Here is a 19,006-nt window from a genome sequence, read left to right on the forward strand (position 1 = left end):
TATGACCAGCCCCCACAGCCTGCACGCGGACGCCGTTTCCGCCCTGGTGCGCGGCCTGCCCACCCCGCTTGTCCTGGAACCTATTGCCCACAACGGTGCGGGGGTGCCGGCGTCGGAAACCGCTGCCGCGGTCACCGCCTCCTTTGTAGGCGCCGAATCCGCCGACCTGGCAGTGGTCCTGGCGAGCTCATCGCCGCTGTCCGCCATCGCCGGCACCGATTCGCCGCTGGTATCAGCCGCAGACGTCCTGCGCCCGTCGCTCGAAGCCGCCAGCGCCACCCTCGGCGTCGGCGTCCTGGGCGAGGCCCGCACGGAAGACGCGTCGGCGCTGTTCGCCGATCCCGCCAGCGTGGTGTTCGAGCTCCGTTCCGCTGAAGGCACGGCCGGCTGGTTTGCCATCAGGCTGCGGGACACCCCGTCTGTGCACGGCGGTTCCGCGGACGATTCGATCGTCGGCAAAATGGGCCGCATCAACAACATTGAGATGGCGCTGACCGTGGAGATCGGACACACGCGCATGTCCGTCCGCGACGTGCTGAACCTCGAACCCGGCCGCGTGGTGGAACTGGACCGTTCCGCGGGAGCGCCCGCTGACATCCTGCTCAACGGACGGCTCATTGCCAACGGTGAAGTGGTGGTTATCGACCAGGACTACGCCGTGCGCATCACCAAGATCCTGGACGTGGTTGAGGGGCTTAATTAGTGGACACCCTGTTTCTGGGACTGCGTGTCCTGGTTTCGCTCGGCGCCGTGCTGGGCCTGCTGTGGTGGCTGCAGCGGCGTTTCAGCAAGGTCGCCGGCACTGACCGCGGCGAGCAGGTCCCGATCCGGGTGGTCAGCCGGCAGCCCATAACTCCCAAGGCCTCCGTGGTTGTGGTGGAAACCGGCGGGCAGCGTTTCCTCCTGGGAGTCACCGAAGGTGCGGTCAATGTGCTGCACACTTCGGACCTTCCGCCTGAACCGGAAACAGCGGACGCCGCGCCGGACGCCGAGTTTGCAGCTTCCCTGCAGGCCGCAGGGGACGGCACCGCGGACGCCGCTGCGGCGCCCACCCGGCGCGCGCACCGCGCAGCCCGCGCCCTGCCCCTGACCGAACCGGTGCCGGCCAAGTCCGTCCTGGGCGGTTCCATTCTGTCGCCGGAGACCTGGCGCCAGACCGGAAACTTCCTGCGCCAGGGGCGAAAAGGGTGAGCACCGCCGTCGCCGTGCGACGCACCCGCAATGCCCTGGGCCTGGCCGCCGCGCTCCTTTTGGCCGTGGCTGCCCTGCTGCTGCTCAGCGCTGCCGCCGGCCACGCGACCACCTTTGACCCGGTGCCGCCCGTGGCGCCCACGGCTCCGGGGGCTCCCGCCGAGCCCGACGACGGCGGCGGGCTGAGCATCGACATCAACGGCCAGGACGGCGCGCCCTCCACGGCCGTGACCACGCTGATCGGCATCACGCTGCTCTCCGTGGCACCGTCGCTGCTGCTGATGCTTACGTCCTTCACCAAGATCTTCGTGGTGCTGGCGATGACGCGCAACGCCCTGTCGCTGCCGTCAATCCCGCCCAACCAGGTGCTCGCCGGGCTGGCACTGTTCCTGTCGCTGTTCATCATGGCCCCGGTCATCAGCGAGATCAACACGATTGCCGTCCAGCCCTATTTGGACGGCTCCATCAACTTCGACACCGCCATCGACACCGGTTCCGGGCCGCTGCAGCAGTTCATGCTCGCGCACACGCGCGAAGAGGACATTGCCCTGATGACCCGCGCCGCGGGGCAGGAAAACCCCGAGAGCCCCGAATCCGTGCCGCTGACTACCCTGATTCCGGCGTTTATGATCTCGGAACTGCGGGCTGCGTTCATCATCGGGTTCGTGATTTTCGTGCCGTTCCTGGTCATTGACCTGGTGGTCTCCGCCGCGCTGATGTCCATGGGCATGATGATGCTTCCCCCCGTGATGATTTCCCTGCCGTTCAAGATCCTGCTGTTCATCCTCGTGGACGGCTGGGGCCTGATCATTACCTCCCTGATCAACAGTTACCAGGGCGGCCCCTAGTGGATACAAATGCCGTCCTGGACATCGCCATGCAGGGCCTCTGGGTGGCGGCCAAGCTGTCCGCACCGGTGCTGATCACGGCGCTGGTGGTCGGTTTCGCGATTTCGCTGCTGCAGTCCATTACCCAGATCCAGGAAGTGACGCTTTCCTTCGTGCCCAAGGCCATCGCCGTGGCCATAGCCCTGCTGGTCTGTGGACACTGGATGATCTCCGAAATAGTGGCCTTCACGCACGAAATGTTCTCAAGGATTCCGTCCCTTCTCGGCGGCGGCTAGATGAACATTCCCCTTGACCAGGACTGGATCGAGGCGTTCCTGCTGGCCTCGGTCCGGATGGTGGCCTTCCTGGTCATCGCTCCGCCGTTTTCCTACAACGCCTTCCCCGCACGCGTGAAGGCCATGATCGGCCTGGGCCTGGCCTTGGCCGTGGCCCCGCAGCTCAGCCAGGGGTACAGCGCGCTGGACACCGGAGCGTTTTTCATGGCGCTGGTGCTGGAACTGCTGGTGGGGGCGCTGCTGGGCTTCCTGGTCATGGTGGTGTTTTCCGCCGTGCAGTCCGCCGGCAACCTGATCGACACCTTCGGCGGTTTCCAGCTGGCCCAGGCCTTTGACCCGCAATCCATGGTCAACGGTGCCCAATTCACCCGCATTTTCCAGATCACCGCCCTGGCGCTGCTGTTCGCCTCTGACGGCTACCAGCTGATCATCGGCGGGCTGCTGCGCAGTTTCACCGCCTTGCCGCTGGCCGGGGGAGTGGACCTGGCCGAGCCGGTCTCTGCCCTGGCCACATCCGTGTCCCAGATGTTCCTTGCCTCGGTGCAGATCGCCGGACCGCTGCTGGTGGTGCTGTTCCTGGCCGACGCCGGGCTTGGCCTGCTTACCCGCGTGGCCCCGGCGCTGAACGCATTCGCCCTGGGCTTCCCGTTGAAGATCCTGCTGACGCTGTCCCTGGCCTCGATGGTTTTCCTGGCCCTGCCGCGCATTGTTTCCTCACTGGTGTCCACCATTGTGCGTGCCGTGACGGGGGTGGGATAAATGCCGGAACAGCCCACAGGCGAACGGACCGAACAGGCTACCGAGAAACGGATGAAGGAGGTCCGGTCCAAGGGCCAGCTCTCCAAATCCGAAGACCTCACCGCGTGGGTGGGGGTAGGCATGGCGGCCCTGATGATGCCGTTCACCATTTCCCGCGGCTCCGAGGCAGCCGGGGAGGTGCTGGCCGGCGTCTCCACCATCATCGCGAACCCGGATCCCCAGGTGGCCGTGACCCTGATGAATGACGGGCTCGGCAGCATGGCCTATATCCTCGGCCCGTTGCTGGGGGTAGTGGCCGGGGCGGTACTGCTCACCGCCGCCATGCAGGGCGGCATCCATATCAAGAAGTTCAAGGGCAAATTCGAACAGTTCAATGTGCTTGCCGGGGTCAAACGCGTTTTCGGCACCCAGGCGCTCTGGAACGGCGTGAAGTCGCTTGCGAAAACAGCGGTGGTGGGCCTGGTCCTGTATGCGGTAATCCAGCAGATGATGCCGGTGCTGATGTCGGCCGGCGGGCTGCCCGTGTCCGCCGTCCTGGAAGCAGCCGGCGGCGGCACCGCCCTGCTGCTGCAGGCGGCGGTCGCCGCGGGCCTGATCCTCGCCGCGGCGGACATCTTCGTGGTGATGAAGCGCAACCGGAAACGCACCCGCATGACCAAGAAGGAAGTCAAGGACGAGAACAAGAACAGCGAAGGAGATCCGCTGGTCAAGTCCCAGCGACGCTCCCGGCAGCTGGCCATGAGCAGGAACCGCATGATGGCTGCCGTGGGGGACGCCGACGTCGTCCTCGTGAACCCCACCCACGTGGCCGTGGCCCTGAAATACGAGCCGGGCAAATCCGCGCCCCGGGTCGTGGCCAAGGGCGCCGGTGTGATTGCCGCCCGGATCCGTGAGGAAGCCGAAAAAAAGGGCGTCCCCATGGTGTCCGACATTCCGCTGGCGCGTGCCCTGCACAGCGCGTGCGAACTGAACGCCGAAATCCCGGCGGAACTCTACAACGCCGTCGCCCGCGTGCTGGCCTTCGTTATGTCCCTGAAGCGGCGCGGATCCGCTGCCGGAATGCACACCATGGCGGCCGTGCCGCCCCTACCCGTGACCACCCCACAACACCGTAAGGCCGCGCAGTGAAACGCAACCGCAACCTCTTGAAACTCGCCGTCCCCGTAGGCGTCATCGGCATCATCCTGCTGCTGGTGGTCCCCATCCCTGCGGCGCTGCTGGACGTGCTGATCATCATCAACATCCTGCTGGCCCTGGTGATCCTGCTGACCACCATGTTCGTGCGCAAGCCGCTGGACTTCTCGGTGTTCCCGTCCCTGCTGCTGGTTGCCACGCTGTTCCGGCTGGGACTGAACGTGGCCTCCACGCGCCTGGTGCTGGGCGAGGGATATGCCGGGCAGGTCATTGAAGCCTTCGGGCACGTGGCAGTGAACGGGTCCTTGATCATCGGCGCGGTGATCTTCCTGATCCTGGTGGTCATCCAGTTCGTGGTGGTCACCAAGGGTGCCGAGCGCGTGGCCGAAGTGGGGGCGCGGTTCACCCTCGATGCCATGCCCGGCAAGCAGATGGCCATTGACGCGGACCTGAATGCCGGCCTGATCACCGACACCCAGGCACGGGAACGCCGTGCCGAGGTATCCGCCGAAGCCGACTTCTACGGCGCCATGGACGGTGCCTCCAAGTTCGTCAAGGGCGACGCCATTGCCGGCCTGATCATCATCATCATCAACATCATCGGCGGCATCGCCATCGGGATGCTCCAGCGCAGTATGTCCGTTGGCGAAGCCGTCAACACCTACAGCCTGCTGACCATCGGCGACGGGCTGGTCACCCAAATCCCCGCGCTGCTGATGGCCGTCTCCACCGGCATGATCGTGACCCGCTCCAATGCCGAAGCCGATATGGGCAGCACCGCGGGGGCGCAGCTGAGCCAGTCCCGGAACGCCCTGATGGTCGCCGGCGGAGCGGCCATTGTGATGGCCCTGATCCCGGGCATGCCCAAGATGCCGTTTATTGTCATCGGCGCGCTGCTGATCTTCGCGTCGCAGCGGATCAAGAAACGGGAAGCGGCGGCGGAGGCGGAGAAGGCCAGCACCCAGGCCGCCCTGGATGCACCGGCCGCCTCGGAGACCACCGAAGACCTGATTGAGCAGATGCGGGTGCACGCCCTGGAGATCATGCTCGCTCCGGATCTGGTGGACATTGTCACCGGCGGCTCCGATGACCTGCTGGCCCGGGTCCGGGCGCTGCGCCGCAAGATCGCCATGGACCTGGGCATTGTGGTGCCGCCGGTCCGCACCCGCGACAGCGTGGACCTGCCGCTGTCCACCTACGTCATCCGGATTGCCGGAGTGGAAGCAGGCCGCGGAGAGGCGCCCTCCGGCAAGATCCTGGCCTTGGGCGACTACCTGGACGGGCTGCCCGGCACCGCCACCGTGGAACCCGTGTTCGGGCTGGCCGGAAAGTGGGTTCCCGCGGAAATGCAGCATGCCGCGGAAATGGCCGGTGCCACTGTTATCGACCGGGTATCCGTGCTTGTGACGCACCTCTCCGCGGTGATCACCGCCAACGCCGCCCGGCTGCTAACCCGCGAGGACGTGCGGGTGCTGACCGAAGGGGTGAAACAGGTGAACCCCTCGGCCGTGGATGAACTGGTGCCCGGGGTGCTGTCCCTGGCGGAAGTGCAGCGGGTGCTCCAGGGCCTGCTGGCCGAGCAGATCCCCATCAATGACCTGCCCCGGATCTATGAGTCCCTGCTGCTGCGCGCGAAGGTCTCCTCGGACCCGGAGGGCCTGATCGAAACGGCCCGCACGGCACTGGGCCCGGCCCTGGCCGCCCAGTATGTTGCCGACAACGTCCTGCGGGTCATCATGATTGACCCGTCTTTGGAACAGTCCATGCTCGAAGCGCTGCGTCCCTCGGACCAGGGCAGCCAGATCCTGCTCGACCCCGCCCGGATCGAAACCGTGCTGGCCTCGCTGCGGAACGCCGTCGCCGGAGCCGAAAATGCCGGCTTCAATGCGGTGCTGGTCTGCGCCCCGGCACTCCGCCCCGCTATCCGCCGGCTGGTGTCGGCGCAGGCGGGCGGACTGCCGGTACTGTCCTACCAGGAAGCGACAGCGGGTAATGTCAGTATCGAGACTGTAGGGGTGGTGCGTGGAACCGAGACGATTTCAGCTTGAAGGGACGTCGCTTGACGCCCTGAAAGCCCAGGTGTTTGCCGAGCATGGGCCGCGGGCGAGGATTATCGCCGCCGAGAAGGTCACCGTGGGCGGGATCGGCGGGTTCCTCTCCCGCCAGCACTATGAGGTGACGGTGGAGCTGCCGCCCAGCGGCAGGCGCCGCGCCGCCGTCGAGCCGGACCTGCCCAGCCGTGCGTCGGAACGCGCAGGCATTTCGGCGCTGCTCGAAGAAGCGGACCGGGCCGAATCCACCCTGCACTCGGCCGCACCCGCTGCTCCGTCCGTTTCTACCGGATCGCATGCCTTCGCCGAGCTGATGGACACCCTTGCAGCCAGTACCGGGGCCCCGGTGCAGGCACCTGCCGCATTCGCCCCGGCCCAGCCGCCGGCTCCCGTACCCCTGAACCGGATCCAGCTGAACCAGCTGCAGGCCGGCCAGCTCCAGGGGAACCAGCAGCCGGGCATGGCGCTGGAACCGGTCCAGCGCACCTCACTGCCCCCGGCGCCGCTCGGCGGCGCCGGGGACCTGGTCATGGTGGTCGGCCTGGGCGATGAAGCCCTGGAGGTCTGCCGGTCAATGGCGGATCTGGCCGGCAGCGGAGCGGCTGCGGTCCGGGTAGCCGGTGTGCTGGAGACGGACGGGGTGGGCCGGGCGGCGGACCGCCGGGCGGTAGCCACGGCGAGGGCCGCCGGTGTCATGGCCGGGCACGCCATTTTCCTCGCCTACGGGCTGGGTCGCTCCGGAACCGAGATGGGCCGGCACTCCACGCTGATTTCCGCTCTCGCCGCTGACCAGGTTTGGGTGGCCGTGGACGCCGGCCGCAAGCCCGAAGACACCGCCGCCTGGGTGGGCGCGGTGCGCTCCGCGGTGGTGGTGGACGCCGCCGCCGTCGAGGGCATCGACACCACCGGGACTCCCCAGTCCGTCAACTCGCTGGGCCTGCCTATCGGCTGGCTCGACGGCTGGCCGTCGCCCACGCCGGTCCTCTAGCCCGCCGCCGGGCCTCGCCGCAGGGCCGGGCCGCCAAGCCCGGAGAACCTGCCGTCCCGCGCTTCGGCGGACAGCGCCCCCGATTGCGGTAGAGTGAGCGGATGCTGGTGCTAACACGCAGGTCCGGAGAGCAGATCCTGATCGGGGATGACATTGTTATTACCGTTCTGGACTCACGCGGCGACGGCGTGCGCATCGGCATCGATGCCCCCCGCGGCGTGAAGATCCAGCGCAACGAGGTTGTGCGTGCGGTGGAAGAAGCCAACGTGGCCGCCACCGAAACCCTTCCGGGCGCCGAAGAGCGGATCAAGGCCCTGCTGGCCGGGCGGATTCCCCCGGCACCTGCTGACTGACCGGCCTTCGCTGCCGGCACCCTTTGGACAGCAGAAACCCCCACCGTTTCTTGGGGAAAACAGCGGGGGCTCCTGGTCAGTTGCCCGGGGACGGCCGGGCATATCAAGGGTCCGGAGGCTAGGCGACGCCGCGCGCTGCGCGTTTGGTGCCCAGCCCCAGGAACCGGCTGCCGGCTTTGGAACGCCGGGCAGACCCTGCGGACTCGCTCCTCGCCGTCAGGCCCGCGGTCGGGTCCTGCTGCGGGAGTCCGAAGTATTCGGGCAGGACACGGCGCTCATGGTTGCTGCAGCGGACGCCGGGGTACTGGAACCCGTTGATAATCCAACGGCCCCGGTCCTCGATCCACCTGGGCACCATGCGGCGGTTGCACTCGGTGCATACCGGTCCTACGAAGGCATCCCGCTGGACGCGCGTGTAGCGGCGGATGGTGTGGCCGCTCATTGCTGTGTCCATGCGAATTCCCTCTTTCCTCCGGCGATGGGCCGCCGGTTGTTATCCTCCCTGTGAGGCTAGGCCCGCTTCCGGCAGGAAACGGTCAAGCCCGGCACAAGGGCGGCCCAATTTATGCACAGTGTTTCCGCAAGGGACTGGGGGAGCGGGCTCAGCTGCGCCGTGCCGCGCGCCGCTTGCCGGCAGCAGCCGCACCTGCCGCCCCGGCAGCCAGGGCGGCGGCCAGGCCGGCCGCGCCCAACGCCGCCCCGGCGCCCGGCGCGGTGTATGCAGCGGCACCTTGGGCCGCCGTTTCCACCTCCACCCCGGCGGCCGCTCCGCCGCGCGGCATACCGTCCAGCTGGGAGGGCATCAGCATGCCGCAGGCTGCGGGCAGGGTTGCCGCCAGCGGAAGCGAAGGATCTTCCGGACTGGTTTTCTGCTGTGCCGCTGCCGGCAGGAGCGCCGGATCCACGCCGTGCATTTCCACGGCCGCGGTTCCGGCCTGCAGGGCTGCCATGGTTTCCGGATCCAGCATGACGGTCCGCTCGTAGCTGTAACTTCCGCCGCCCGGGAACCGGTCGACGGCGACGGCGGACGCCGGGCTGGTGTCTCCGGAGATGGTCAGGGACGTGCTGATGTGCCCGGTCAGGGGAGCGCCTTCGGGCGAGCTGACGACGCCGTCGCCGTCGGAATCCGATTCCGGACCGGCACACACGCCCTGCCCGCCGACATGGATGTGCTGGGTGTGCGGGAAGGGTGCGCCGCGCCAGGTTTCGGCGGCGCCGGTGACGGACATGTGCACCGTGGCCTCGCTGCCGTGGACCTCGACCATCACGCTGCCGCTGGTGCCGCTGTTGTTGGCCGGTGCCAGTTCCGCCTGCCAGGTGCCGTCTTCGGCGGCCGCAGGGCCGGCAGCGACAACAAGGGCGCCGAGCACGGCCGCCGGAATGAGGAGCAGTTTTCGGGTTTTCATGGGAGGGACCTCTCGCCAAAATGGGTGATTTCGCTTGTTACCCCCGGGCAGAAACTGTAAAGCGCTGCCCCTTCGGCGAGGAACATGCACGGGGGCCGACGGCAGCCCCGGGAGCGAAATGGTTCGGCGCCGGAACCGATCATGCGCCCGCCCCGCGGATAGGCGGCGGACTGCTTGTTCCGCTGCGGGTTTTATGCAGGCACGCAAAAGCCCCCGGCACCAACAGGTGCCGGGGGCTTAGTGGAGCCTCCTGCCAGAATCGAACTGGCGACCTTCTCATTACGAGTGAGACGCTCTACCAACTGAGCTAAGGAGGCGGGCTTCAGCTGTCCGTTGCCGGGCAGAATCCACAAGGAACTACTTTATACGCACCTTCGGTGCGGGTCAAAATGGCTGCCTGCCGCGCTCCGGAACCCGGGCACGGGATCAGCTGCAAACCAGGTCCTCCTCGGGCACCGTGCCGTCCACAAAGTAGTCATCCACCACGTCTTCCACGCACTGGCTGCCCCGCCCGTAAGCCGTGTGGCCTTCACCTTCCCAGGTCACCAGCACGGCGGAGTCCATCTGCGCAGCCAGTGCCTGCGCCCATTCGTACGGGGTGGCCGGGTCGCCGGTGGTGCCGATCACCAGGAGGTCCGCGGCACCGGCGGCCTTGATCGGATGCGGCTCGTTGACCGGTGCATGCGGCCACACCTCGCAGGTGATGCCGCCGTAGGCAAGGTACTTGCCAATGGTGGGGGAGGCTGCCTCAAGGTCCCGGGCGTCCGCGGCCATCTGCGCGTCGTCGCTGACCATGGGGTAGTCCAGGCAGTTGACTGCGCTGAAGGCCACGGTGCTGTTGGACTTGTAGTGCCCGTCCTCGTCCCGGTCTGCGCTGATGTCCGCAAGCCGGAGCATCATGGTGGGATCGCCGTCCTTGAGTGCACCCTCCAGTGCCTGGGACAGCACCGGCCAGTTGGCGTCGTCGTAGAGGGGAAGGATGAAGCCGCTAACGAACGTGGAGACGGTGACTACGCGGCCGTCCGCCGCCGTCATCGGGCTGGCTTCAACCGAGGCCAGCAGCTCCTGGATGGTCTGGACCGCCTGGTCGGGGGTGCCTTCAAGCGGACAGTTCCGGCCGGTCAGGCAGTCCTGAACATACGCGCGGATGGCCTTCTCGAACGCGGCCGCCTGGCCCAGGGTCACTTCCTCGTTGCTGGAGGACGGGTCCAGGGCGCCGTCGAGCACCAGCCGGCCCACGTTCCCGGGGAACAACTCGGCGTAGGTGGCGCCGAGGAAGGTGCCGTAGGAGAACCCCAGATAGTTCAGCTTTTGATCGCCGACGACGGCGCGCAGCACGTCCATGTCGCGGGCGGCGCTGGCGGTGTCCACAAAGCCGAGCAGATCGCCGGTTTCGGCAGCGCAGGCATCCGCCAAGGCCTTGGCGCTCAGCCGTGCCTCTTCCAGTCCCTCCGGGGTGCCGGGGTCGACGTACTCGGCGCGTGCCGCGTCCATTTCCTCATCATCCAGGCACTTCACGGGCGAGGAGCGGCCAACGCCGCGGGGGTCGAAGCCCAGCACGTTGTAGTTCTCCCGCAGCCGGTCGCTGGCCACCTGGTCCAGGGACTGGCGGACAAAGTCGTATCCGGAACCGCCGGGACCACCCGGGTTGATGAGAATGGTGCCCTCGGCCTCACCGTCGGCGCTGGCCATGATGGTGGACAGCTCCAACGTGCCGGCACCGGGATCTTCATAGTCCATTGGCACCGTGACGGTTGCGCAGCGGAAGTCCCCTTCGCACTCCTCCCAGGCCACTTCCTGGCTGTAGAACTCCTGCAGCTCTTCGGGCACATCGCCGATGATGTCCGCTGACGCCGTCGTCGCCGATTCCGCGGGCCCGGGCTCCGCCGCCCCGGGGTCCGTCCCGTCTCCGGGAGTGCAGGCGGTGGCAGCAGCCAGCAGCAGCGCCGAGACGGCCGCGGCGGCCATCCGCGGAAAGCGGCGGCGGGCAGTGGCGGTAGTCATTTCTTACTCCTGGTGCGGCTCGGCCTGCGGCGTCCGAAGGCTGGCGGAAGAGGGCGGGAAGGTCCTGCTGTGGACATTACAGCAGGCTCACGGTCATCGCCTCGATGGCCAGCAGCGGCGCCACATTGGTGGTCACCAGACGGCGGCGGACGGTGTTGATCTCTTCCATCCGCATCAGGGTCTGCTCCGGGGACCCGTAGGCGGCGAACTCGTCCAGCTCGCGGCGCATCGCCTCGTTCACCAGCGGTCCGCGGCTGCCGATCTGGATCATCAGCACATCGCGGTAGAAGGACAGCAGGTCCGTCAGCGCCCGGTCGAAGTAGTCGTTCTTGGACCGTTTCGCGCGGCGCACCTGGTCCTCTTCCAGCCGCTTCACCTGGCTGCGCAGCGACGGCGGCAGGGTCCCGCCCTCGGGTGCGCCCAGGGAGGCAAGCAGGGCCTGCTTCTCTGCAGCGTCACGTTCTTCGAAGGAACTGGCGGCTTCCGCCTCGGCCAGGGACACCAGGTCAGCGGCCGCCTTCATGGCTCCGGAGACATTCCGCAGCGACAGCGGCAGCCGCACAATGCTCTCCCGGCGGCTGCGGGCACCTTCGTCCGTGGCCAGGCGCTTGGCCACACCGACATGGCTCTGCGCGGCGCGGGCGGCGTTCATAGCAACCTCCGGGGCGATCCCGTCGCGGCGGATCAGCAGCTGCGCGACATCTTCCACCGGGGGCAGCCGCAGGCCCACCGGGCGGCACCGGGAGCGGATGGTCACCAGGACGTCTCCGGGGCTGGGGGCGCACAGCAGCCAGATGGTGCGCGGCGGCGGCTCCTCGATGGCTTTGAGCAGCACGTTGGTGCTGCGTTCCTGCATCCGGTCCGCGTCTTCCACGATGATGACCCGCCAGCGGCCGGTGGACGGCTTGTCCTGGGCCTTGCGCACCAGGTCACGCGCCTCGTCAATGCTGATGGTGACTTTCTCCGTGGTCACGGACGTGACGTCGGCATGGGACCCGGCCAGCACGGTCACACATGCCTTGCACTTTCCGCATCCGCGCAGGGAAAGGTCTTCCTGCTCACAGACCAGGGCGGCGGCGAAGGCGCGGGCGGCATTGGAGCGGCCGGAACCGGGCGGGCCGGTGAACAGCCAGGCGTGGTTCGGGCGGGGCTCGGCGGCGCCTCGGCGCAGCTGCTCCACCACCGGGTCCTGCCCCTGCAGGTCATCCCACACACTCACGGCAGCAGCTTTTCCACGCGGCGGAGTATGGCCTCGGCCAGTTCGTCCCTGGGGCGGCCGGCGTCGAGCACCAGGTACCGGCCCGGCTCGGCCTGCGCGGTTTCCAGGAAGGCGCGGCGGATCTGCAGGTGGAAGGCGTCCGGCTCGGACTCGAGCCGGTCTTCGGTGCCCTGCCCCGCCGTCCGCCGGTCCCGCCCGCGTTCGGGTTCGACGTCGAGCAGGACGGTCAGGTCCGGTTCCAGTCCGCCGGTGGCCCAGTTGTTCAGGCTGCGCACGGTGTCGGTGCCCAGCCCCCGGCCGGCGCCCTGGTAGGCCACCGAGCTGTCAATGTACCGGTCGCACACCACCACGGTTCCGGCGGCCAGCGCGGGGGCAATCACCTGCTGCACATGGGCGGCCCGGGAGGCGGCGAAGATGAGCGCTTCGGTGCGGGCGTCGATTTCTCCGTTGCCGTGCTCCAGGACCAGTGTGCGCAACGCCTCGCCCACCGGGGTGCCGCCGGGTTCGCGGGTGCGTAGGACGCAGTGCCCGGCGCGTTCCAGGGCCTCGGTCAGCCGCTGCGCCTGCGTGGACTTCCCGGCGCCGTCTCCGCCCTCCATGGCAATGAACAGGCCGCGGGTTTCGGGGAGATTAGAATTGCTCACCCGCCTAGCCTACCTAGTCCGGCTGGGAGCCCATGCAGCACTTTCGCACCGCATCCGGTAGGCGGAGGGGACGCTCCGCCGGACTAGGCTGATCCCTATGAGCCCCTACTCCCCGCACGGACCAGCTGTTTCCCCCGATACCCTCGTTGTCTCGGCCGGCCGGCCGGTGCGCGAGCACGATGCGCCGGTGAACCCGCCCATAGTGCTCTCCTCCACCTACTTCGGCACCGGCAGCCCCGTTGCGGGCGAGCGCGGGTACGGCCGGTATTCCAACCCGACCTGGGACCCGTTCGAAGAGGCGCTGGGCGAACTGGAGGGTGCCGCCCTGCCCGCCCTGGTCTACGGGTCCGGCCTGGCTGCGGTGATGGCCGCCCTGTCCCTGGTTCCGGCAGGCGGGGTGGTGGTGATGCCCCGGCACAGCTACCAGGGTTCGCTGCTGCTGGCAGCCGAGGAAGCCGCGAACGGCCGCTTCTCGGTGCGGACCGTGGACATCGCCGACACCCGGGAGGTGATTGCGCAGCTCGACGGCGCCGCCATGCTGTGGATCGAAAGCCCCACCAACCCCATGCTCGAAGTCGCCGACATTCCGGTGCTGGCCGCAGCGGCCCGCGACGCCGGGGCGCTGGTGGTTGCCGACAACACCTTCGCCACGCCCCTGGTGACCCGCCCGCTCCTGCTGGGCGCCGACGTCGTGGTCCACTCCGTGACCAAGTACCTGGCCGGGCACTCCGACGTGGTCCTGGGCGCTGCGGCCACCTCCGATCCCGGGCTCCGGGACCAGCTGCTCCGATACCGGTCCCTGCACGGCGCCGTCGCCGGACCGTTCGAAGTGTGGCTGGCCCTGCGCGGGCTGCGCACGCTGGCACTGCGGATCGAGCGCTCGCAGGCCACCGCCATGGAACTGGCCCGGCGGCTGCGGGAGGCGCCGCAGGTGGAGAAGGTCCGCTACCCGGGATTGCCGGAAGACCCGGGGTACGCCCGGGCCCAGGCGCAGATGAACGGATTCGGCTCCGTGCTGTGCATCGAGGTGGCTGGCGGCGCGGCTGCCGCGGAAAAGGTGACCGAATCGGTACGGCTGTGGCTGCCGGCCACGTCCCTGGGCGGGGTCGAGTCGCTGATCGAACGGCGGCGCCGCCAGCCCGGAGAGCCGCACACCGTTCCCGAAGGCCTGCTGCGGCTTTCCACCGGCATCGAAAACCCCGGGGACCTCTGGAACGACCTGCAACAGGCACTTACGCGGTAGGCTAGCGCTGTGGCCCTCATGTACCTGATCCAGTACTACCTCTACCTCGCGCTCGGCGTCGTCGCGCTCGCCATTGAGCTGTGGGCGTTCCTGGACTGCGTCCGGCGCAAGCCCGCAGACTTTGAACGGGCCTACAAGCGCACCAAGGGATTCTGGCTTGGCCTGACCGGCGGAGCAAGTGCCGTGGGGGTCATCGCGGTTGCCGTGCCGTCCCTGAGCCTGCTGCTGTTCCAGCTGGCCGCGGTTATTGCCGCTTCCGTGTACCTGGCCGACGTGAAGCCCGCCATCGGCAGCTCCCGCGGCAGGGGCGGCAACCAGGGACCCTACGGCCCCTGGTAAACAACCGGCCCCGGGCAACACCGGGGGACTAAGCGGGCACTAAGCGGGCCGGACGGCGTCCCACGCCACAGTGATTTCGCCCAGGCGCCACCGGGACGGACCAGTCAGCAGCGGTGCGCCGCCAGCCTTCAATGCTGCGCACATGCTGAGCCAGCGCTGCCGGTTCCCGTAGGACGCCATGGGTGCGGCTTCCTCCCATGCCCGGTCCATTGACTGCAGGAAAGCATGGATCCGTTCACCGGGAACGTTGCGGTGGATCAGTGCCTTGGGCAGGCGCTCAGCCACGTCGGAGGGCCGCTCGAAGGCGCCGAACCGCAGCGAAATGCTCAGCGAAACCGGCCCCCCGGCATCAAGTTCCACCCAGGTGGCCCGGCGGCCTATCTCGTCGCAGGTGCCGTCAATGAAAATGCCGCCGGGCGCCAGGCGGGAGCACACCATGTCCCAGTACTGCGCATAGTCCTCTTCCGCATACTGGCGCAGCACGTTGAACGCCCGGACCATCACCGGCCGGCGTCCGTCCACGGGCAGCTCGAACCCGCCCTGCCGGAAGCTCAGCCCCTCCCGTTCCAGCGGTTTGGCGGCCAGCACGCGGGCAGGATCGATTTCGATGCCCATCACCTCGACGTCGGCACGGATGCGGCCGAGCCGGCCATGCAGCTCGACGGCGGTGGTGGGTGCGGCACCGTATCCCAGATCCACGATCAGGGGGTCCGCGGCCTGGCGCAGCCGCCACTTGGCAGGCCCCGCAAGCCACCGGTCCACCCGCCTGAGCCGGTTGGGGTTTGTAGTGCCCCTGGTCACATTTCCCACGGGTTTCTGGGCTTTTTGCACCAGATAATGCTAGCCCTACTGCGGGTGCGTCCTGGACGCGGTTGCGGGCGGAAGGGGCGGCTTGGAATCCTCGGGGCAGCGTGGGGTCCGTGCAGGTGCCGCCCTCCCTGACAGGTGTGCTCTCCGATACCATGGCTTATATGACCTACAAACTGATCCTTCTGCGCCACGGGCAGAGTGAATGGAATGAAAAAAACCTCTTCACGGGCTGGGTGGACGTGGATCTGACGGACCTCGGCCGCGCAGAGGCCATCCGCGGCGGTGAGCTGCTGGTTGAGAACAACATCCTCCCGGACATCCTCTACACGTCCCGGCTCCAGCGGGCCATCAACACCGCCAACCTGGCCCTTGGCACCGCCGACCGCATCTGGATCGACGTCAAGCGCAGCTGGCGCCTGAACGAACGCCACTACGGTGCGCTGCAGGGCAAGGACAAGGCCCAGACCCTGGCCGAATACGGCGAGGAGCAGTTCATGCTCTGGCGCCGTTCCTACGACACGCCCCCGCCGCCCCTGCCGGACGACAGCGAATTCTCCCAGGCCCACGATCCGCGCTACGCGGACCTGAGTTCGGACGTGCTGCCCCGCACCGAGTGCCTCAAGGACGTGCTGGACCGCTTCCTTCCGTACTGGGAGTCGGACATCTCCAAGGACATCCGCACGGGCAAGACCGTGATGATCGCCGCACACGGCAACTCGCTGCGGGCCCTGGTCAAGCACCTGGACGGCATCAGCGACGCCGATATTGCCGCGGTGAACATTCCCACCGGCATCCCGCTGGTGTACGAACTGGATGAAAACCTCAAGCCGGTGAAGGCCGGCGGCACCTACCTCGACCCCGAGGCCGCCGCCGAGTCCATCAAGGCCGTGGCCAACCAGGGCAAAAAGAAGTAGGACTTTCGCAGGTATTGCCCGGCAGCGCTCGGGCAGTGCCGGCAAACAAACAGCAAGGGCGGTCCCGCGCGGGGCCGCCCTTGCTGTGTCCGGAGCCTGCCGCCGGTGCTAGACGCCGCTTTCGGACAGCGGCTGCCATTCTCCCGTCACCAGGTAGTTGACCTTGCGGGTCACCGAGACGCCGTGGTCGGCAAACCGTTCAAAGTAGCGGCTGGCCAGGGTGAGGTCCACCGTGCTGACCGCGGGTACATTCCAGTCGGCGGAGGCGATGGACTTGAAGACCCCTGCATGCAGCTCGTTGATCCGCGTGTTGGCGGCGTAGATGTCCTTGCTCAGTTCCAAGTTGCGGGTTTCCAGCAAATCTGTGAGCCGTTCGGAAATGCGGATGTCCAGCCGGGCCATTTCCCGGAACGTTTCCACCATCGCCTCCGGCACTACGTTGGCCGGGTAGCGCAGCCGGGCCAGCTGGGCCACGTGCCGTGCAAGGTCGCCCATCCGCTCCAGCGACGCACTCATACGCAGCGAGCCCACAATCATCCGCAGGTCACTGGCAACGGGACCCTGCAGGGCCAGGACGTCGATGGCCCGCTCGTCCAGGTCGTTCTGCAGGAAATCGATGCGTGCGTCGGCGGCAATAACATCCTGCGCCAGTTCAATATCGGCGCCCTCGAAGGCAAGGGTGGCTTTCTGCATCGCCTCCGTCACAAGCTGCGATATCTGGGTCAGTTCTTCACCGATCTGGTGAAGTTCGGCCTGGAAAACCTTGCGCACTGAAGCGTCCTCTCGAAAGCGGTGGTTTCTGCGAAAAAATGCGGGGGCGGTACGGCCACGCCGCTCCTGCAGGATGTCAGCCCGGGGTTAACCGCACGGACCCCTTAGATGAACGTTAGTTTAACTAATCGGCCAAAGCCATCAGGAATCGTTCCGGCCGGGAATCGCGTGCCTAAGCTAGGAAGGTGAATCCTGTACTGCTGGCGCTGCTGGCCGGAGCGCTCGGCCTGGCCGTTGGTGCCTTCGGTGTCCTCGCCTACGAAGTGAGCCAGCGGAAGCGCCGGGAATTGGCCGATGTTTCGGAACCCACGGTGCCCGAGGGCGCGGCGGAGGTCCTGGGCGTCATCGGACGTGCCTATATCGTGGCCGACGCCGTTGACGGTGTGGTCCGGGCCAGTCCCGGTGCGTACGCTTTCGGCCTGGTGCGCGGGCACACCATGGTCAACGACAGCCTGCTGGCCATGTGCGCCCGGGTTCGGCGTGACGGCGTCATCGAGGAGGCGCGGCTGGAACTGCCCCGCGGCCCGCTGGGGGAAGGGGCGCTGATCCTGCAGGTGCGCGTTGCCACTGTGGGGGAGGAATATGTCCTGATCCTCGCTGACGACCGCACCGAAATCACCCGCACGGAGGAAGTGCGCAATGATTTCGTCGCCAACGTCTCGCACGAGTTGAAGACCCCGGTGGGTGCCATCTCGCTGCTGTCTGAAGCGCTCGACGACGCCGCGGGAGACGAGGAAGCGGTCCGCCGGTTCGCGGGGCGGATGCACCGCGAGTCCAGCCGCCTGACCGCCCTGGTGCAGGACATCATTGAGTTGTCCCGGCTGCAGAGCACCGACATTGTGGACCGGGCGAAACCAGTGGACGTGAACCGCGTCCTGGAAGACGCCGTCGAAGCGAACCGGTCCAACGCGGAGAACAAGAACATTGAGGTGGTCCTGGGTGGGAAGTCCGACGCCGCCGTTTTCGGCGATGCCCAAATGCTCACCACTGCGTTCCGGAACCTGATCGACAACGCCATACGGTATTCTCCCGAGGGCAGCCGGGTGGGAATAGGCCTGCAGTCCCGGGCCGGGATGGCCCAAGTGGCGGTCACCGACCAGGGTGCCGGTATTGCTCCGGAGGAACAGGAACGGATATTCGAACGGTTCTACCGCATTGACGCCGCACGTTCCCGCCATACCGGCGGCACCGGGCTCGGCCTGAGCATCGTCAAGCACGTGGTGGCCAACCACGGCGGCGAGGTGGACCTGTGGTCCAGGCTCGGGCACGGATCAACCTTTACCGTGCGGCTTCCGGAAATGGACATAGCCGATACAAATGAATCGAAGCAGGGAGCAACCGCTTGACCCGGATCTTGATTGTCGAAGACGAGGAGTCCTTCAGCGACCCCCTCTCCTATCTGCTGGAGCGGGAGGGATTCGACGTTGATGTGGTGGACAACGGGACGGACGCCATCGCCGTCTATGAACAGTCCGGCGCGGACCTGCTCCTGCTGGACCTGATGCTGCCGGGGCTTTCCGGCACCGAGGTCTGCCGCCGGATCCGCCAGCGTTCCGACGTGCCGGTGATTATGCTGACCGCCCGTGATTCGGAGATTGACAAGGTGGTGGGACTTGAGATCGGTGCGGATGACTACGTAACCAAGCCTTATTCCTCCCGTGAACTGCTGGCCCGGGTCCGGGCCGTCCTGCGCCGGCGCGGTGAGGCTGCCGATTCAGGCGGCGCGGCACTGGAGGCAGGACCGGTTCGGATGGATATTGACCGGCATGTGGTGCAGGTCAACGGTGCCGGTGTGCAGCTGCCGCTGAAGGAGTTCGAGCTGTTGGAATTGCTGCTGCGAAACTCCGGCAGGGTGCTGACCCGCGGACAGCTGATCGAGCGGGTGTGGGGAGCCGATTACGTGGGCGACACCAAAACCCTGGACGTACATGTGAAGAGGCTGCGGGCCAAGATCGAGGATGACTCCTCGGCGCCGCGGCACCTGGTGACCGTCCGCGGGCTGGGCTACAAGTTCGAGGCCTGAACCCAGGGGTCGAACCGGCACCGACGCGCGGGAA

At 67.3% G+C, this 19,006-nt stretch carries 21 protein-coding genes and 1 tRNA gene; 14 read left to right on the forward strand and 8 right to left on the reverse strand.

Going from position 1 to position 19,006, the window contains the following annotated elements:
- Position 1 precedes the first annotated feature (1 nt).
- The 9 genes from fliN to csrA all read left to right on the forward strand — a co-directional run bounded on the left by fliN (position 2) and on the right by csrA (position 7,599).
- The gene (gene fliN / locus QNN98_RS14160; RefSeq protein WP_227913296.1) at positions 2–703 is read left to right on the forward strand and encodes a flagellar motor switch protein FliN; all 702 of its coding nucleotides are present in this window, start codon (positions 2–4) and stop codon (positions 701–703) included.
- Entirely contained in the window at positions 703–1,191 is a 489-nt protein-coding gene (locus QNN98_RS14165) for a FliO/MopB family protein (protein WP_283997975.1), read from the forward strand. Before fliN ends, QNN98_RS14165 begins: the two co-directional genes overlap by 1 nt.
- Positions 1,188–2,039 (forward strand): flagellar type III secretion system pore protein FliP, encoded by an 852-nt coding sequence (gene fliP / locus QNN98_RS14170; protein ID WP_502864758.1) that lies wholly within the window; start codon positions 1,188–1,190, stop codon positions 2,037–2,039. The genes QNN98_RS14165 and fliP overlap by 4 nt, the downstream gene beginning before the upstream one ends.
- Positions 2,039–2,314: a flagellar biosynthesis protein FliQ gene (gene fliQ, locus QNN98_RS14175; protein ID WP_227913300.1), complete on the forward strand. Its 276-nt coding sequence runs from the start codon at positions 2,039–2,041 to the stop codon at positions 2,312–2,314. The genes fliP and fliQ overlap by 1 nt, the downstream gene beginning before the upstream one ends.
- The gene (locus QNN98_RS14180; protein ID WP_283997978.1) at positions 2,315–3,073 is read left to right on the forward strand and encodes a flagellar biosynthetic protein FliR; all 759 of its coding nucleotides are present in this window, start codon (positions 2,315–2,317) and stop codon (positions 3,071–3,073) included.
- Positions 3,074–4,201, forward strand: coding sequence for an EscU/YscU/HrcU family type III secretion system export apparatus switch protein (locus tag QNN98_RS14185; RefSeq protein ID WP_227927051.1), 1,128 nt, complete (start codon positions 3,074–3,076; stop codon positions 4,199–4,201).
- A complete protein-coding gene (locus QNN98_RS14190) occupies positions 4,198–6,255 on the forward strand; it encodes a flagellar biosynthesis protein FlhA (RefSeq protein ID WP_227927050.1) in 2,058 nt (685 codons plus the stop codon). The genes QNN98_RS14185 and QNN98_RS14190 overlap by 4 nt, the downstream gene beginning before the upstream one ends.
- On the forward strand, positions 6,230–7,246 hold the full coding sequence (locus QNN98_RS14195) for a hypothetical protein (RefSeq protein ID WP_283997980.1): 1,017 nt from the start codon (positions 6,230–6,232) through the stop codon (positions 7,244–7,246). The genes QNN98_RS14190 and QNN98_RS14195 overlap by 26 nt, the downstream gene beginning before the upstream one ends.
- Before the next feature lie 101 nt (positions 7,247–7,347).
- On the forward strand, positions 7,348–7,599 hold the full coding sequence (gene csrA, locus QNN98_RS14200) for a carbon storage regulator CsrA (protein WP_227913311.1): 252 nt from the start codon (positions 7,348–7,350) through the stop codon (positions 7,597–7,599).
- 118 nt (positions 7,600–7,717) lie between these two features.
- Here csrA and QNN98_RS14205 read toward each other — a convergent pair whose 3' ends face one another.
- From QNN98_RS14205 to tmk, 6 genes are all read right to left on the reverse strand, one after another.
- Positions 7,718–8,053: a hypothetical protein gene (locus QNN98_RS14205; RefSeq protein ID WP_227913313.1), complete on the reverse strand. Its 336-nt coding sequence runs from the start codon at positions 8,051–8,053 to the stop codon at positions 7,718–7,720.
- A gap of 148 nt (positions 8,054–8,201) precedes the next feature.
- A complete protein-coding gene (locus tag QNN98_RS14210) occupies positions 8,202–9,005 on the reverse strand; it encodes a hypothetical protein (protein ID WP_283997983.1) in 804 nt (267 codons plus the stop codon).
- A 241-nt stretch (positions 9,006–9,246) separates the two neighbouring features.
- Positions 9,247–9,322: transfer RNA gene (locus tag QNN98_RS14215), tRNA-Thr, on the reverse strand.
- A gap of 109 nt (positions 9,323–9,431) precedes the next feature.
- A complete protein-coding gene (locus QNN98_RS14220; RefSeq protein WP_227913317.1) occupies positions 9,432–11,009 on the reverse strand; it encodes an alpha/beta hydrolase in 1,578 nt (525 codons plus the stop codon).
- A gap of 76 nt (positions 11,010–11,085) precedes the next feature.
- On the reverse strand, positions 11,086–12,228 hold the full coding sequence (locus tag QNN98_RS14225) for a DNA polymerase III subunit delta' (RefSeq protein ID WP_227913318.1): 1,143 nt from the start codon (positions 12,226–12,228) through the stop codon (positions 11,086–11,088).
- Positions 12,225–12,872: a dTMP kinase gene (gene tmk / locus QNN98_RS14230; protein ID WP_227913319.1), complete on the reverse strand. Its 648-nt coding sequence runs from the start codon at positions 12,870–12,872 to the stop codon at positions 12,225–12,227. Before tmk ends, QNN98_RS14225 begins: the two co-directional genes overlap by 4 nt.
- Before the next feature lie 97 nt (positions 12,873–12,969).
- Here tmk and QNN98_RS14235 point away from each other — a divergent pair, with 97 nt between their 5' ends.
- Positions 12,970–14,115 carry a trans-sulfuration enzyme family protein gene (locus QNN98_RS14235; RefSeq protein ID WP_283997986.1) on the forward strand — a complete coding sequence of 382 codons (1,146 nt, stop codon included), beginning with the start codon at positions 12,970–12,972 and terminating at the stop codon, positions 14,113–14,115.
- Positions 14,116–14,133: 18 nt separating this feature from the next.
- A complete protein-coding gene (locus QNN98_RS14240; protein ID WP_227927238.1) occupies positions 14,134–14,454 on the forward strand; it encodes a DUF2516 family protein in 321 nt (106 codons plus the stop codon).
- A 39-nt stretch (positions 14,455–14,493) separates the two neighbouring features.
- Here QNN98_RS14240 and QNN98_RS14245 read toward each other — a convergent pair whose 3' ends face one another.
- Positions 14,494–15,288, reverse strand: a complete 795-nt coding sequence (locus QNN98_RS14245) for a class I SAM-dependent methyltransferase (RefSeq protein WP_231708776.1) — start codon at positions 15,286–15,288, stop codon at positions 14,494–14,496.
- A 137-nt stretch (positions 15,289–15,425) separates the two neighbouring features.
- Between QNN98_RS14245 and QNN98_RS14250 the strand changes: the two genes are divergently transcribed.
- On the forward strand, positions 15,426–16,178 hold the full coding sequence (locus QNN98_RS14250; RefSeq protein ID WP_227913321.1) for a phosphoglyceromutase: 753 nt from the start codon (positions 15,426–15,428) through the stop codon (positions 16,176–16,178).
- 108 nt (positions 16,179–16,286) lie between these two features.
- On the opposite strand, the gene phoU is transcribed toward QNN98_RS14250, so the two are convergent.
- Positions 16,287–16,949, reverse strand: a complete 663-nt coding sequence (gene phoU / locus QNN98_RS14255) for a phosphate signaling complex protein PhoU (RefSeq protein WP_227913322.1) — start codon at positions 16,947–16,949, stop codon at positions 16,287–16,289.
- Between the two features lie 185 nt (positions 16,950–17,134).
- On the opposite strand from phoU, the gene QNN98_RS14260 reads away from it, so the two are divergent.
- Both QNN98_RS14260 and QNN98_RS14265 read left to right on the forward strand, forming a co-directional pair.
- Positions 17,135–18,295 carry a sensor histidine kinase gene (locus tag QNN98_RS14260; protein WP_227913323.1) on the forward strand — a complete coding sequence of 387 codons (1,161 nt, stop codon included), beginning with the start codon at positions 17,135–17,137 and terminating at the stop codon, positions 18,293–18,295.
- Entirely contained in the window at positions 18,292–18,972 is a 681-nt protein-coding gene (locus QNN98_RS14265) for a response regulator (RefSeq protein WP_283997992.1), read from the forward strand. The genes QNN98_RS14260 and QNN98_RS14265 overlap by 4 nt, the downstream gene beginning before the upstream one ends.
- Positions 18,973–19,006: the final 34 nt, after the last annotated feature.

This window comes from Arthrobacter sp. zg-Y1143 (assembly GCF_030125565.1).
Taxonomy (GTDB): domain Bacteria; phylum Actinomycetota; class Actinomycetes; order Actinomycetales; family Micrococcaceae; genus Arthrobacter_B.